The sequence below is a fragment of the Dysgonomonas sp. 37-18 genome (assembly GCF_001899125.1).
Lineage (GTDB): Bacteria > Bacteroidota > Bacteroidia > Bacteroidales > Dysgonomonadaceae > Dysgonomonas.
This window is the reverse complement of the sequence record NZ_MKVC01000006.1, coordinates 117,736-132,816: the sequence shown is the minus strand read 5'-3', so window position 1 is coordinate 132,816 and position 15,081 is coordinate 117,736. Positions and strand designations below refer to the sequence as shown.

The following is a 15,081-nucleotide window of genomic DNA, read 5'->3' as shown; positions in this document are numbered from 1 at the left end:
AACACGATGAAACAAGAAAGTGTCACTTATTTTTTTTATTGTTGCTAACATATTTACCAATGACAGGAATCTCTTTTAATGGTAAATCTTTCTTTATTATAACCGCTGTAAATACAACAAGGAATACCGTACGATATGCCAATCGTAAGATTTCGTTGTCTATCTGTGGATACATGGCAGCAATATAAAATGCGACAGCCAAAGCAAAGTATAAGAAAATGCGCTTCAGGTCATATTTTATAGGATAATATTTTTGTCCTATAAAATAAGATATACTCATAATAATCAGATTACAAATCAGCGTAGCCCATGCACTGGCAATATAGCCATAAACAGGGACAAAGATGATATTGATCGCAACCTGAAGGATACATCCGAAAACAGAGAAATAGGCTCCGTATTTTGTCTTATCGGTTAGCTTATACCATACTGAAAGGTTGAAGTACATCCCAAAAAATATTTCACCCATCATGGCAATAGGAACAATGACTGTACCTACTGTATAGTTTTTGCTGACTATATACTTCAAGATATCAAGATAAAACATCACAGCCAGAAAAACGAGTAAAGCAAATATTACAAAATACTTCATTGCATCGGCATACGGTTTTGTACTGCTGTTCTCCCTATCCTTGCTAAAGAAGAAGGGCTCATAAGCATATCGGAATGCCTGTGTAAACATTGTTATAATAACTGTTATCTTAAGGCAAGCATTGTATATACCTAATTGGCTGAAAGCTTCATCGGGATTATCAAATAAAAAAGGGTAAGTCAATTGCGCTACAGTCTGATTTATAACTCCTGCCAACCCCAATATTAAAAGAGGGAATGAGTATATCAGCATACGTCTGATCAGAGCATTATCAAACTGGAGCTTCACATTCTTCATTGTTGTCGGTATCAATAGTATCAATACCACCAAGCTAGACAGCAAGTTTGCCAAAAAGATGTATCCGATACCGATCTCGGGATGAAAGAATTTATTAATAGCCAGGTCCGGATAATTTTTGTATAGCCAAGGACATAGAACCAAAAACAGAAGATTGAAAAATATATTAAACCCTATAAACGTTAGCTTCAATGTAGCAAACCGAATCGGTCTTTTCTGATAGCGCAAATAAGCAAAAGGGATTGTCATAAAAGCGTCCAGTGCCACTACAATAGCCATCATCCAGATATGTTCCTTATGATCGGTATATTCCATCCATGACGAAATAGGATTGATAAAGGAAAAACAGAATAGAATAAACAGCAGAGATGTTGTAGCTAATGAGATTAAAGATGTAGCATATACTTTATCAGGATGCTCTTCTTTCTTGTTCATAAAGCGGAAAAATCCCGTTTCCATGCCGTAAGTCAGCAAAACCATGAACAACGCCGTGTAACCGTATATATAGCTTACCTTACCATACTCGATAGTATCAGTAAAAATATAAGTGTGTAAAGGAACAAGCAACCAATTAAATATGCGGCCAACAATACTACTCAATCCATAGATTGCAGTATCTTTTGCTAAGCTCTTCATTCCACTCCCTGCCATATAGATATATTTAGTTGGCTACAAAAGTAGTAAAAATAAATCATGAGTTGTATTTTATACCCTGCTAGTTAATTCCATATTTTTACTCGTCAAGACACATTACTTAACCCCCTGATAGTGGCTACAATAGATGCCTAAGCAACTATAAAAAGTGAAATTAAATAATCATTTTTTAATATTATAAATTACCTTTGTGATAATAATAAATAAAAAAGGAAGTCCAAATGAATTATTATCATCTGTCTATATTGGTACATCGTCAGGCTATCAGGTATGGTAAGAGAACAGCTCTGAAATATAGGAACCCGTACGAAAAGAAATGGAAGAATATTTCATGGAATAAGTTTTCGGACAATGTAATGAAAACAGCCTGGGCAATGGCTGAAATGGGTGTAGAAGAAGGCTCTAGGATCGCTGTGTATTCTCAGAATATGCCACAATATCTTTTTGCGGATTTCGGTACTTTTGCCAACCGTTGCATTTCGGTACCTATCTATGCAACATCATCACCCTCGCAAGTAGAATATATCGTAAAGGATGCCAGTATACAGTTACTGTTCGCCGGAGAGCAGTTCCAATATAATAATGCATTTAAAGTGCAACAAAATTCACCTGTATTGAAGAAAATTGTTGTATTCGATAATAATGTGAAATTCCATCCCGATGATAAGACTTCTGTCTATTTTGATGATTTTATCGCTACCGGAGAAAATTCGCATACAGAAGTTATCGTGCGAGTACGCCTTAAATCGAGAAGAGAAGATGATATAGCTTGCATTATATATACTTCGGGTACAACCGGCGAACCGAAAGGAGTAGTATTGCCACATTCGTGTTTCTCTCAGGTTTTCCGTATTCACGATATGCGTCTGCCTATGACTTCGAATAAAGACCTGTCTATGAATTTCCTTCCATTGGCGCATATTTTCGAACGGGCGTGGACATATTACGCTATCCATAAGGGAATGACCATTGCTATTAATCAAGATGCAAAGGAAATACAAAAATCAATAAAGCAAGTTCATCCGACTATCATGTGTAGTGTTCCCCGATTCTGGGAAAAAGTATATGCAGGGGTTCACGAAAAAATATCGAGCTCCAAAGGTCTGATGAAATGGCTATATACCGATGCCATCAAGACAGGGAAAAGATATAATTTGGACTTTAAAAATAAAAATCTACGAGCCCCGCTTGGTACTCGTATAAAATTTGCTCTATATAACAATACGATATTTTTCGTTCTTAAGCTGGTTATCGGTATCGAGAAGGGAAACATATTCCCTTGTGCAGGAGCTCCATTATCTGATTCTATAATTGAGTTTTTACAGTCGGTAAATATTCCAATAATTGTGGGTTATGGTCTTACTGAAACAACGGCTACCGTCAGCTTCTATCCTGATAAAGAATTTGTTATTGGATCTATTGGCAGCGTAATGCCGGAAGTTGAGGTTAGGATTGATGAAACAAACAACGAGATTCTCGTAAAAGGAAAAACCGTGATGCGAGAATACTACAACAAACCAGAAGAAACAACTAAAGTTTTCACCGAAGACGGTTTCTTCCGGACGGGAGATGCAGGGAAATTGGAAAACGGAGTGTTGTACATTACCGAACGGATCAAAGACCTGTTTAAGACAGCGAACGGAAAATATATCGCACCTCAGGCTATAGAGACACGCGTAGCCGAAGACAAGTTTATCGATATGATTGCAGTTATAGCCGACGAGCGTAAATTTGTGAGTGCACTTATTGTTCCCGATTATAAAGCATTGGAAGAGTATGCTAATGAACACCAAATAAAGTATGACAAAGTAGAGGACTTGTTTTCTAATGTAGATATCCTTCGCATGCTGGACGGACGCATAGAACTCTTGCAAGCTCATTTTGCACCATATGAAAAAATAAAAAAATACAGGTTGCTGGCCGAGCCTTTTACGATGGAAGGTGGTGAATTAACCAATACACTCAAAATAAAGCGTAAATTTGTAGCAGAAAAATACAAAGATATTATCGACAAAATGTATAAAGAATAGAATGTTTAGCAACAACTAATTAATTCTTTCGAATAGCTTAAAATTACGTAATGGCCGGAATTTATATTCATGTTCCTTTTTGTAAAACAAGGTGCATATATTGTGACTTCTATACACGCACAGATATGTCTCCGAAGTATGACTATGTTTCGGCTCTTTGTGAAGAGATAAAGCTACGTAAAAACTACATTGGAGACGAAGATGTAAAGACAGTATATTTTGGAGGAGGTACTCCATCTCAGTTATCTGAGAGTGACTTCCTCCGTATATTTGAAACTCTACACCATGAATTCAGGATAGCACCGGATGCCGAGATAACAATGGAAGCTAATCCCGATGATCTCTCACCTCAGTATTTAGCAACCCTTAAAGAAAAATTACCGTTCAATCGCCTGAGCATAGGAATTCAAAGTTTTGACGATGAAGAGCTCAAGTTTCTAAAGCGCAGGCATTCTGCCGATAAAGCGAAAGAAGCTGTCAGAATCTGCCAATCGCTAGGCTATGATAATATCAGTATAGACCTCATGTATGGTTTGCCGAACCAGACAATGCAGATTTGGGAAAGAAACCTCGAAGAAGCAATTGCTCTCGATGTACAGCATATTTCATCTTATCATTTGATCTATGAACAGGGCACAAGGCTCTATCGTTTATTCAAAATGGGAGACGTAAATCCTGTTGATGAAAACCTGAGTGTAGACATGTTTTCACGAATGATAGAGAAACTTACCGCTGCAGGGTTTGATCATTATGAGATCTCTAATTTTGCCCGCCACGGATTATATTCAAAGCATAACAGCTCGTATTGGCTTGGAAAAAAGTATCTGGGACTAGGTCCTGCCGCCCACTCTTATGATGGGCAAAACCGCTCGTGGAACGTTGCCTCTATATCAAAGTATATAGAAGGGATAAGGGCTGAAAATCTAAATCTGGAAATTGAGGTATTAGATGAAAACACAAGATACAACGATTTTATTTTAACAGGTATGCGTACCAAATGGGGAGTAAACCTCTCTGACCTTGAATCTCTTTTTGGCACTAAAATGAAAGCATTCTGCTTGAAAAACGCACGAAAATATCTCGATCAAGGTTTCTTAACCGAAAAGGATAATATCTTAAAATTAACCCGACAAGGAATCTTTATATCCGATGGAATAATGAGCGACCTGATGTGGGTATAATTTAGAGTTTCTGCAAAGGGTTTTTATCTAGCACTAATATTTAAGATGGATTAAATCAATCCTCTTGATTTGAATTCAAGATATTTATTTATAGAATCGATAGTAAGGTTTTCAGGCTTTGAGAGAATCGTATGAATTCCATATCTATTGAGTTCCTTTACGATCAGGTATTTATCGTTCCATAGCTTTTCCGCCATTCCTTTCCTGAATATATCTTCCAATCCTGCAGGGGAAGACTCCAGCACCTCGTTGAATTCAGAATTCAAGAAAAATGCAACCAACACCAAGTGATCTTTGGACATGTGGCTAAGATATTTCAACTGACGACGCATTCCATTTACGGTCTCAAAGTTTGTAAACAAAACAATCAAACTGCGTTGCGACAATTTGCGACGAACAGTAGCGTACAATCGTTCATAATCAGACTCCTTAAAGTCTGTTTTCTGCGCATACAACGTTTCCAAAATCTTTACTCGTTGACGGCGTTGCCTATCTGCCGGAAGTATTTCATCCACATTCTTGGAGAAGGTTATGAGTCCGGCTTTATCACCTTTATTCAACGCTGTAGTACTTACCATCAATGTAGTATTGATTGCATAATCCAACAGTGTCAACCCGTTGAATGGCATTTTCATAGTACGCCCTTTGTCGATCAAGCAATATACAGGTTGTGACTTCTCTTCCTGATAGGTATTTACCATCAGTTGGCTCATACGAGCTGTTGCCTTATAGTTGATTGTACGAGGATCGTCACCCAATACATAATGTTTGATCTGATCAAATTCGGTAGCATGCCCGATGCGTCGTATTTTCTTAATACCATAGTCTGTAAGACGATGCGATGCCGCCAATAATTCATACTTATGCATCTCGAGAAAAGACGGATATACCGCAACATCCTTATTCTCGTCAAATATATAGCGTCGTGTAACGAGCCCCAAGAGTCCTGCCACATAAACGTTTATTGCTCCGAATTGATACACTCCCCTTTCGGTGGGACGAAGATCGTAGTACAAGACTTTTGATTTGCGTATACCTATCGAAGTACTAAATGTCAAATCTCTTTTTTGAAATTGAAAAGGTACTTCTTCGATGATTTTGATTGCAACCCTGAATGGATATTTATTGGATACGGAAAGCGAGATTGTATTTACATCACCGTTCGATAACCTTTCAGGACAGTTACGGAAAGCTTGTATGCCCTTTGTCTGCCGATAAAGAGAAACTGTATCCAACAATAAGAATACAGCCAACACGCTAATCACCACAGTCATTATGAAAAGTGAGGCCTCGAAAATATAAGATACGAAGTATCCCAACACACATAAAGCCAATGTGAAGAAAAAACGGTTTGAGAGATAGAAACTCTTAAAGAACCATTTTATCGGGGAACTTCCACTTTGTCTATCAGTTGACATATAATTGTATCGGTAGATGTACCGTCCATTTCTTTTTCGGGTGTTAATAAAATTCTGTGTCTAAGTACAGGCACAGCAACTTCCTTTATATCGTCAGGCGTGATAAAATCACGTCCTCGTATGGCTGCCAGTGCTTTAGAGGCATTCAGTATTGCAAGCGATGCACGAGGCGAAGCCCCAAGCGTTATCCATGGGCTCTGGCGTGTAGCAGATACAATCTGCGCAATATATTCTAATAGTTGATGTTCAACCAGCACTTTATCTACCTCTGAGCGCAAAGAGTTTAATTTCTCAGCCGTCAGAACCGGACGAATACCTATTTCAGGAGATAATTCACCTCGGTTTTGCCTATCCAAAATATTAATCTCATCCACGATATTCGGATAATCGACTACGATTTTAAATAAGAAACGATCTAATTGAGCCTCGGGCAAACGATATGTCCCCTCCTGCTCTATCGGGTTTTGAGTAGCCATTACAAGAAATGGATAGTTCATTTTATATGTTGTTCCATCATTTGTAACCTGACGTTCTTCCATCACCTCGAAAAGCGCAGCCTGAGTCTTTGCAGGAGATCGGTTTATTTCATCAATCAGCACGATATTTGAAAAGATAGGCCCTTTCTTAAATTCAAATTTGGCAGACCCGGGCAGAAAGATACTTGTACCCAAGACGTCCGAAGGCATAAGATCGGGCGTAAACTGTATACGACTGAAAGCAACATCGATAGTCTTTGCCAGAAGTTTTGCAGATAAAGTTTTAGCAACACCGGGAACCCCTTCTACCAATACATGACCATTTGCCAAGATCGCAATTATCATCTGTTCTATCAGTTGATGCTGTCCAACAACAACACGCCCTATTTCGTTTTTTATCTCCTGAACACTTTGGCTCAATTCGGAAAAATCTATCCTTGATTGAAATTCTAAATCCGACATATATTTTATTTTATTTGTTTTTTACCTTTCTATAAAATTCTTCCAACAAACTATTATATTGCAAGAATATATCATTCGGAGCATAAGGCAATATAATTATATCGTTATATAAATTAAATAGATTACTCAATTTATCTCTTTCAACTCCTGATTTGGCACTCAGTACATCCAAAAAGTCGTTATTAATTTTCTCTGTCGACATGTAGTAATTCTTCCTTATATAGTCAAGAAAGTACGCATGTCGCTTCTCGGCAATGGTTTTAAAATCTTTTTTGCGATAATATAAATTACTGATTGTACCTAGAAACTCTAATGAAGAGTTTATATGTGGTTTGATGACAGGTATAATCCGTTGAGTACGTTTCGCCCTGAAGATCACAAAGAGAAACAAACCGCCGAGTATAAGATATAAAGCGATACGTAACAAAGGATTAGACAACATCGCCTTAAATATACTACTATTCGCATCAGTACCACCTTGCTTTTGATATTCGTCCCAAATAACTTTACTATTCTGTGGCAAAAAAGATAAGCACCTGAAAGCAAAATCATATTTGTTTAGTTGCAGTAGATTTACATTAGCAAAAGCAGAAGGAATTGTATGCAAATAGAAATGCCCTTTTCCATATTGTACTTCTAAGAACACTGTATCTTTTTTGTTATTAAAGGCCAATGGACGTGACACCAAGTTGCAACTATCTGTGTTAAGTCTTGTTTCACCGGTTATACCTGCAAAATTATATTTCTGATGCGGAGAATCTATTAAATAATAAGTTGTATCTGCTTCAAAATATCTATGTTTTGTTTTTATTCCTAAAGTATCCATTAGGCTCGAAGAAAAGCTTTCTGCCGAGATGAACACATTATTCCCCAACCCAACAAAATCGAGTAAATATTGCATATCTACTTTATCCAGCGTGAATTTGGTATTGATAAAAATATATGCTGTAGTATCTATTTCCGCATTAATACTTTTATACCATTCAGTAGGGTCAGAAGTCAGTTCCTCAAGCCCTTGCTCAAGTACTGTATCTATTACAAGGTCGGTATTTACTTGAGTTGTATCAGACTCTTCAGCATAGTCATATTCATCATCAGAATCTTCATAATAGCCTGAACCATACGAATCATAAGATTTGTCATAGGAGAAGTACTCTTCCATGCTCTCTTTCAAGTTATTATATATTGGTGTTCGTGTAGATCGTATATTCTTTTTGTGAAAGATATCTCCAAGTAGCTCGTATGCAATGTATGTTCCATATGGGGATGTCTTGGTATTTATAAATGTAGGTCTCCAATCTACCGGCTTAGGAGCTTTGGTTCGGGCATACGACAAACCAATCAATAAAAGGATAATCACCCCGACCAGAATTATTAGTTTCTTATCTTTCATGGTTTATCATTTTATTTAGGTCGCCCATACGAGAATCTACTTCAGTGAATTTACTCTCATCCAACTCGAATTCACCATACCATACATAATCAAAGATTAATGTAGTTTCAAGAAATTTAGAGCGCAACAAACTATTCTGTATCTCGTACTGATAACTATAGTTGGTCTTATGGCTACTCCATTCTATAATGTCCTTATCAGACATTTGTTTCAGATTTTTCAGATATAGAAAACGGACAGCCAGACGATACTCTTTGTTTCTTAATGCATTAGATATTAATGCATCAAAATTCATTTCATGCACATTTTCTGTATAGATATCTATATCCGACTTATCTAGTTTTTTCTTACCCAATAATGTTCTATAGTCAACCCCGATAAGTTTTAAGACAATCAAACATATTACAACTACTATGATGAGTAGCACTACAATACTCAGCATTCCAGATTTAGCTACCGTGCCAAGTAAATTATTGATAAAATTATTGATTGCCAACAATATCCTATCCCACCACGACAGACCTCTTTCCTCTTTTTTATACTCAAATCGCGGATCTTTTCTATATTCCTCGATCTTACTTTTATCGGGTATGCGGATGTTTACCTTCTCTTGAATATGTATGGGCTTTGTTGTTGCTGTAGAGTCTACCTGACCAAAAAGATTTATGCACATACAAACCAAGAGCATTAATATAATGCTCTTGAATATGTGTATATTTTTATTTGTATTTACCACCCTAAGGGATATGTTGAAATATTAGTATTAATATTGAGTCGGTTGGTCTTCTTCTTTATTTACACCGATCATATCTATTTCGTCTGTAACTCCAATACCATCCAATTGGCTTCTATAACTGAAGTACATAACACCCAATACTATTATAAGTATAGGGCTCAACAACATGCGAGCAGTGTAACTCAAAGAGTATGTAAGGTATATATATATTTCGCTGGTAAGAAAATCTATTCCTAATAGATTACCGATCATCGTGCCATATACCGGAAGTGTAAACACAAAACCAATAACACTAACTATAATATAAAAGACAATTAATAGACCTAAAGATATCCACCAATGATGGCGAACAAGATCAATACTCCGCTGAAAAGTTTCTACCAGACCTTTTTTCTCTACTATATATGTATAGAAATACAGAGAAAGATATACCGAAATAATCAGCCCGGGAATCAAACACAATATCCAACCTGCAGAAATCAGAATACCATAAATGATAGAATAACCAAACAAAGGAAGTGCTACTTGCTTTACTTTTGTCCAAACATCCTTACTATCTACCGTGCCATCTTTCGATTCGGCATATAATGCCATATAGCACACAGGATAAAGTGACATTAAATATCCTGCTACCATCATGATAAACCCACCAAGAAATAATCGCCAATCAAATATAGATCGAAGAATTGCGAATGGATCGTCTTCATATTCGCCAATAGATGTCATACTCATATTGGAAAAAGACAGTAAATTCATAAGAAAATATGTAGCAATAAGTGTAATAGGTATAAATACCAATATACCCTTTAAGATTGCTCCATAATTTTGCTTAATGAATGCAATTGAAGTATCAAAAATACCGCTAAAGTCACGGCTTTGATATAACCTGATCTTTTGTTGTTGTTTCATTTGTTTTTTTATTGATGTAATAAGGATAATAGATAAAATACCATATAATAAATAAGGCAGACAAGCCAATTATTATCAGATTAAAGTAAACCGGCATTTCGGTCAAACGAGTCAGATAGCTCTCGATAAAAGCCGCTACAATAAAAACGGGGATCAGTGCAACAACTATTTTCACAGCATCTTTTGCACCCCTCTGTAATGACACTAAGCGTTTGTATGTACCGGGGAATAAAATACTATTACCCAATATAAGCCCTGCTCCTCCGGCTATTACGATTGCTGATATTTCTAATGTCCCATGCAACCAAATGGATATAGCCGAAGTAAACAACAAACCTTTCTTAAAGAAGAAGTATTGAAAAACACCGAGCATTACACCATTGGAGAATAAGATATAGACTGTACCCATAGAAAATAAAATGCCACCGACGAATGCATAAAATGCAACTCCAATATTATTTGTTGCTATGCCGAAAAACATAGGCGCCTCATCCGAGCTTTTATATATAGCCATCGGATCACCGCTCTCTATATTCTCGAGAGTTTGATTTACATATCCGGGACTTAATATCTGGCTGGCAAATGCAGATTCTTGTTCTAAAGAAAATATCCCAAGCAAAACACCTGCAAACATTGTCAAAAAAGAATAAAGCATGTGTCTGCGATATTTGTACATGATAAGAGGAATTTCTTCTTTCCAGAAACGGAAAAAGCGTCCTTTCTCTTTTTTCTTATACTGATATATATTGATAAAATAGCGTCCTGTAAGTTGATTTAGATATTTTACTGTTTGCGACCGCGGATAAAACGTACGCGCATAAGATAAATCATCCGTGAGTTCAATGAAATTATCCGCTAATATTTCAGCCGGAATATCTTTTTCCTTGGTCTGGATATCTATTTCTTGCCACTTATCTCTATTTTGCTTGACAAATGCGGCCTCTCTCATCAAAAACTACAAGTTTGCATTTATAATATATTGTTTAAGCACAAATATAGCTCTTTGGTTAAAAAGAATGAAAAATTTATACTATATAATCATACAAAAAACATAAATTTGTTCTTTATTTTTAGTGTTTATGATAATAGAAGTACAAACAACCCAAAACGTAACAATAGACTACGAAACAGCCGGTGTCGGATACAGACTTTTAGCTTATATTCTCGACTGGGTTGTAATTTTAATTTGGTATTTAGGTTGGATTGGAATTATATCTCTTTTCTCCCAAGCCGGATTATGGAGTGCGTTTGATGGAAACACTGCCATGATATTTATAATTATAATAATGGCTTCCCCTGTACTTTTCTATGACTTCTTATTCGAAACATTAAATAAAGGACAAAGCATTGGCAAAATGATCGTAAAAATACGAGTTGTGAATGTAGATGGTACTGTTCCATCCGGAAGTTCTTACCTGTTAAGATGGTTATTTCGCTTAGTTGATTTTACGTTTACAGAGGGTTTTCTGGCTATCATAATGATTGCTGTTACAAAAAAGTCGCAGCGGTTGGGTGATTATTTGGCAGGAACAACAGTCATCGACCTCAGATTGAATGCACGAAACAAAGAGTTAAAGCTTTCTGATCTTGATTTTCATGAAGACTATAAAGTTACCTATAAAGATGTGCTTGACAAGTTATCCGACAGAGACATTCAAACGATTACTTCTATCATAGATGACCAACGCATGCAATACAACGAATACTTTAACCAACGTTTGGCTGACAGAATAAAATCGATTACAGGCTATGAGTATGATGGCCCTGACAGAATTTTTCTTCGAAAAGTAGTCACCGACTACAACTATTTAGCGGTACAAGAAGTATAAATGATTATCAGGTAATATTAAGTTCAATAGTCTCTCCTTCTTTTATACGCTTTAGGTGACAAAACAACAATTCACCGTTTTCATCTCGTAAGTGCATACCGTTACCTTCACAATAACGAAAGTATTTACAGTCTTTACATTCGCCTTGCTTCATCCATCTACGATCTCTAAATGGCTGATAGCGATTCGACCATATATCCCAAAAGCTGTCTTTATATATATTTCCCTGAGTAAAATTTGATCGTAGATTAGGACACGCCGAGATAGAACCATCTACAAGTACCGATGCAATGTTGATACCGGCATGACAAAAATAGAAATGATCTCGGATCTCAGTTTCATAATTGCCAACAAAACCTTCGCAACCATAACTGAGGTTTATAAGACCTTCCTTACGAGTGTGTTTTATAAATTCAAATAATTGTTTAAACTGAATCGGGGATAATTGTAGTTCCTTATGAACGACAGCTCTTCCGATAGGGAACACAGTAAAAATACGCCATGATTTAACACCGGTATCGATGAGTAGCTTTTTCAAGTCATTGAGCTGAGAAAATGTATCTGCCGTAACACAAGTAACAACATCAAATACAATATCTTTAGTTTGCGCCAGCATCGAAATAGCATTAAATGCCATACGAAAGCTATTCTTATTTCCACGCATTATATTATGTTTCTCCTCAAGTCCATCGAGGCTTATTGTCACCGATCGCAAACCGGCATCAAGAAGGCTTTTCAATCTTTGTTCGGATAAAAACAACCCGTTTGACACCATCCCCCACGGATATTCCCTTTTGTACAACTCCCGTCCGCAGGCCTCAAGGTCGTTACGCATCAATGGCTCGCCACCTGTTATAACAATCATTGTATCATGAGGAGTAACATAAGGAGTAACTTCATCTACCACTCGCAGAAAATCTTCCAAGGGCATATCCTTTTGCCTCATATCTTTGTGACAATCGCTGCCACAATGCTTGCATGCCAAATTGCATCGCAAGGTACATTCCCAAATGAGATAGTTTAATTTATGGAGAGATGTCTGATTCTTTTTATGCTGGCGAAACAGCTCTAAACCTAAACGCTTTCGGAAGGAAATGTCGTCTACACTCATTATTTTTCAGGATTAGATGAGTTAAGCTTTACAGTACCCAAATCCTTTGTCGTTTCGCCGACATACCAACCACCACTACCATTGGTAAAGCTCGGATTATCAAACCTCACAGTATCTATCACTGTTTCCAATAAGCCGTTTTTCTCCCCATCGATATCTTCGTATTTTATAACAAACTTCTGACTGGATGGAAAGTCTTGAATCGATACATTAAATAATCCTTTCACATCGGTTTTTACACTATCTACATAGCGTACTTTACCTGTATCATAACCATTGTTAATTACCCCTAGTGCAACTTTAAGCCCCGAAACTTCTTTATCGCGACTTTCCACCTTCCCTTTCACTATAAATTTAGCAGATGGAGTCCCATACTCAACTTTAGGATCAACGGTTGAGCATGAATGAAAACCTAGAAAAATGAGAACAAATGATAAAACCCTTGAATACGCAGAAAGAAGCCTAATTTTCATAATATATCTGTTTTATAAGTATAGATTTAGTTGTCTATATATTATGATGCATATAATACACAGAAAGTTGCATGAATGATTATTTCTTTGCAGATGGCTTAGCTTTTCCCCTAGCACTTACCTTCGGCTTTGCTACAGGCTTGGGACTCTCAAGTTTAGTTTCAGTTGCTACACTTTTAGGCTTCTCTGTTGCCTTGGGTTTTGCCGTTGTAGCTTTTGTTTTAGGCTTTAACTGAGTTTCCAGCTTTCCAATTTTGTCTTCCAGCTCTTCTATTTCATTTGCCTGATTGTGAATGGTGGTAAGCAACGCATTAAGTTCCTCATTATCAATAGAACTAGGAAACTCGGCTTCTACCCTTTCCTTGAAGTCACTCAACACATTCATATAGGTATTAAATGCTTCGTATGGAGATGAATACGGGCTAAATGGCAACGCATTTTTTGTTCCCATATAATAAAAATGATCACTCGATTGCAAGTATATCCAGTCTTGTAATATCCGTCTCGATTGGCTTAGGCGAACACGTTCTGCTATTTCATACAACTTATTGAATGCTTCTTCCTGTAAAGTATTACCCAACCATGCCGAAACATCTTTTTCTTCACCTACCCATGATATAGGGTGCATAGACGAAATAGAATCAACAGGCTTCATCGTCTTAAATATTTCTGATGGGGTAGCAAATCCGATATTATTCTCAGCAGCAAAACGAGGCAATACTCTCATAAATTCGAATATACCTGAGCTTTTCTTTTGGAAATTACCTAATGCTTCATAATTCATAAACAAATTGATAACCTGCTCTTCTTTTGGTGTATTAGCCACCCAGGAAATGAACTTATCGGCAGTAAGCGGATACTCATTCCAGCTATAATTCGAAAAACGAGTTGCAATATCGTCACTGAATTTTGGATTACGTAACAATAATTTCAGCTTTGGCTCTTCTGCTGCTTGATAAAGATAATTAGGACTTTTCCATCCCAGTGTTCGCTTAGCACCCTCGGTCAATATTCCTGTATAGCCCATTTCATAGACTAAGTGTCCAATTTCGTCAGAATATATCAATTCTGTGTTTCGAAAAACCTTTGGACGTTGTCCGAACAGGCTTTCTATCTTATTGCTATGTTCATTTACCTGCTTCTTGAACTCTTCAGGGTCTACCAAAGAAGCGAGAGAATGTCCTTGTGTTTCAGTCAAAAACTCAACACAACCTGTATCTGCCAGCTCTTTGAATCCATCAATAACCTCAGGAGCATATATTTCCATCTGATCTAAAGCCACGCCCGAAATAGAGAACGCAACCTTAAATTTGCCTTCGTATTCTTTTATCATTTCAAGCATCAACCTGTTGGCAGGTATAAACGACACTTCAGCCACCTGTTGCATAAAATCCTCATTGGCAAAGTCATCATAGTAATAATGATCTCCGCCAATGTTGAAAAATCTATAGCGCTTTAGCCTGTGAGGCTGATGTATTTGGAAATAGAAACATATATTTTTCATAATGTATTTTGTTTTT

The 15,081-nt window shown here is 36.9% G+C and carries 13 protein-coding genes; 3 read left to right on the top strand and 10 right to left on the bottom strand.

All coding sequences use genetic code 11. From position 1 onward, the window contains the following. Positions 1–22: 22 nt before the first annotated feature. Positions 23–1,540: an oligosaccharide flippase family protein gene (locus tag BGO84_RS02550; protein WP_291027370.1), complete on the bottom strand. Its 1,518-nt coding sequence runs from the start codon at positions 1,538–1,540 to the stop codon at positions 23–25. Between the two features lie 224 nt (positions 1,541–1,764). Here BGO84_RS02550 and BGO84_RS02545 point away from each other — a divergent pair, with 224 nt between their 5' ends. Then, a complete protein-coding gene (locus BGO84_RS02545) occupies positions 1,765–3,573 on the top strand; it encodes a long-chain fatty acid--CoA ligase (RefSeq protein ID WP_283687140.1) in 1,809 nt (602 codons plus the stop codon). Between the two features lie 50 nt (positions 3,574–3,623). After that, complete coding sequence (gene hemW, locus BGO84_RS02540) at positions 3,624–4,754, top strand: radical SAM family heme chaperone HemW (RefSeq protein ID WP_291027368.1); 1,131 nt, start codon at positions 3,624–3,626, stop codon at positions 4,752–4,754. 50 nt (positions 4,755–4,804) lie between these two features. On the opposite strand, the gene BGO84_RS02535 is transcribed toward hemW, so the two are convergent. The 6 genes from BGO84_RS02535 to BGO84_RS02510 form a co-directional block, all read right to left on the bottom strand. After that, entirely contained in the window at positions 4,805–6,172 is a 1,368-nt protein-coding gene (locus BGO84_RS02535) for a DUF58 domain-containing protein (protein WP_291027366.1), read from the bottom strand. Beyond that, positions 6,136–7,110 carry a MoxR family ATPase gene (locus tag BGO84_RS02530; RefSeq protein ID WP_291027364.1) on the bottom strand — a complete coding sequence of 325 codons (975 nt, stop codon included), beginning with the start codon at positions 7,108–7,110 and terminating at the stop codon, positions 6,136–6,138. The genes BGO84_RS02535 and BGO84_RS02530 overlap by 37 nt, the downstream gene beginning before the upstream one ends. 10 nt (positions 7,111–7,120) lie before the next feature. After that, positions 7,121–8,503, bottom strand: coding sequence for a DUF4350 domain-containing protein (locus BGO84_RS02525; protein ID WP_291027362.1), 1,383 nt, complete (start codon positions 8,501–8,503; stop codon positions 7,121–7,123). Beyond that, entirely contained in the window at positions 8,493–9,176 is a 684-nt protein-coding gene (locus BGO84_RS02520) for a hypothetical protein (RefSeq protein WP_291027361.1), read from the bottom strand. The genes BGO84_RS02525 and BGO84_RS02520 overlap by 11 nt, the downstream gene beginning before the upstream one ends. A 90-nt stretch (positions 9,177–9,266) precedes the next feature. Then, positions 9,267–10,148 carry a hypothetical protein gene (locus BGO84_RS02515; RefSeq protein ID WP_291027359.1) on the bottom strand — a complete coding sequence of 294 codons (882 nt, stop codon included), beginning with the start codon at positions 10,146–10,148 and terminating at the stop codon, positions 9,267–9,269. Beyond that, complete coding sequence (locus BGO84_RS02510; RefSeq protein ID WP_291027357.1) at positions 10,108–11,097, bottom strand: stage II sporulation protein M; 990 nt, start codon at positions 11,095–11,097, stop codon at positions 10,108–10,110. Before BGO84_RS02510 ends, BGO84_RS02515 begins: the two co-directional genes overlap by 41 nt. Before the next feature lie 130 nt (positions 11,098–11,227). Here BGO84_RS02510 and BGO84_RS02505 point away from each other — a divergent pair, with 130 nt between their 5' ends. Then, on the top strand, positions 11,228–11,977 hold the full coding sequence (locus BGO84_RS02505; RefSeq protein WP_291027355.1) for an RDD family protein: 750 nt from the start codon (positions 11,228–11,230) through the stop codon (positions 11,975–11,977). A gap of 7 nt (positions 11,978–11,984) precedes the next feature. On the opposite strand, the gene BGO84_RS02500 is transcribed toward BGO84_RS02505, so the two are convergent. From BGO84_RS02500 to BGO84_RS02490, 3 genes are all read right to left on the bottom strand, one after another. Further along, positions 11,985–13,088, bottom strand: a complete 1,104-nt coding sequence (locus BGO84_RS02500) for a TIGR04133 family radical SAM/SPASM protein (protein ID WP_283687148.1) — start codon at positions 13,086–13,088, stop codon at positions 11,985–11,987. Further along, positions 13,088–13,561 carry a radical SAM-associated putative lipoprotein gene (locus tag BGO84_RS02495; RefSeq protein WP_291027353.1) on the bottom strand — a complete coding sequence of 158 codons (474 nt, stop codon included), beginning with the start codon at positions 13,559–13,561 and terminating at the stop codon, positions 13,088–13,090. The genes BGO84_RS02500 and BGO84_RS02495 overlap by 1 nt, the downstream gene beginning before the upstream one ends. Positions 13,562–13,640: 79 nt before the next feature. Continuing rightward, positions 13,641–15,065: a glycoside hydrolase family 57 protein gene (locus BGO84_RS02490; protein WP_283687150.1), complete on the bottom strand. Its 1,425-nt coding sequence runs from the start codon at positions 15,063–15,065 to the stop codon at positions 13,641–13,643. Positions 15,066–15,081: the final 16 nt, after the last annotated feature.

Bases quoted from the DNA above. Each gene is read 5' to 3' on its own strand.
- BGO84_RS02545 (WP_283687140.1), top strand. From the start codon at position 1,765: ATGAATTATTATCATCTGTCTATATTGGTACATCGTCAGGCTATCAGG.
- BGO84_RS02530 (WP_291027364.1), bottom strand. From the start codon at position 7,110: ATGTCGGATTTAGAATTTCAATCAAGGATAGATTTTTCCGAATTGAGC.
- BGO84_RS02505 (WP_291027355.1), top strand. From the start codon at position 11,228: ATGATAATAGAAGTACAAACAACCCAAAACGTAACAATAGACTACGAA.
- BGO84_RS02515 (WP_291027359.1), bottom strand. From the start codon at position 10,148: ATGAAACAACAACAAAAGATCAGGTTATATCAAAGCCGTGACTTTAGC.
- BGO84_RS02500 (WP_283687148.1), bottom strand. From the start codon at position 13,088: ATGAGTGTAGACGACATTTCCTTCCGAAAGCGTTTAGGTTTAGAGCTG.
- hemW (WP_291027368.1), top strand. From the start codon at position 3,624: ATGGCCGGAATTTATATTCATGTTCCTTTTTGTAAAACAAGGTGCATA.
- BGO84_RS02510 (WP_291027357.1), bottom strand. From the start codon at position 11,097: ATGAGAGAGGCCGCATTTGTCAAGCAAAATAGAGATAAGTGGCAAGAA.
- BGO84_RS02495 (WP_291027353.1), bottom strand. From the start codon at position 13,561: ATGAAAATTAGGCTTCTTTCTGCGTATTCAAGGGTTTTATCATTTGTT.
- BGO84_RS02525 (WP_291027362.1), bottom strand. From the start codon at position 8,503: ATGAAAGATAAGAAACTAATAATTCTGGTCGGGGTGATTATCCTTTTA.
- BGO84_RS02535 (WP_291027366.1), bottom strand. From the start codon at position 6,172: ATGTCAACTGATAGACAAAGTGGAAGTTCCCCGATAAAATGGTTCTTT.
- BGO84_RS02550 (WP_291027370.1), bottom strand. From the start codon at position 1,540: ATGGCAGGGAGTGGAATGAAGAGCTTAGCAAAAGATACTGCAATCTAT.
- BGO84_RS02490 (WP_283687150.1), bottom strand. From the start codon at position 15,065: ATGAAAAATATATGTTTCTATTTCCAAATACATCAGCCTCACAGGCTA.
- BGO84_RS02520 (WP_291027361.1), bottom strand. From the start codon at position 9,176: ATGTGCATAAATCTTTTTGGTCAGGTAGACTCTACAGCAACAACAAAG.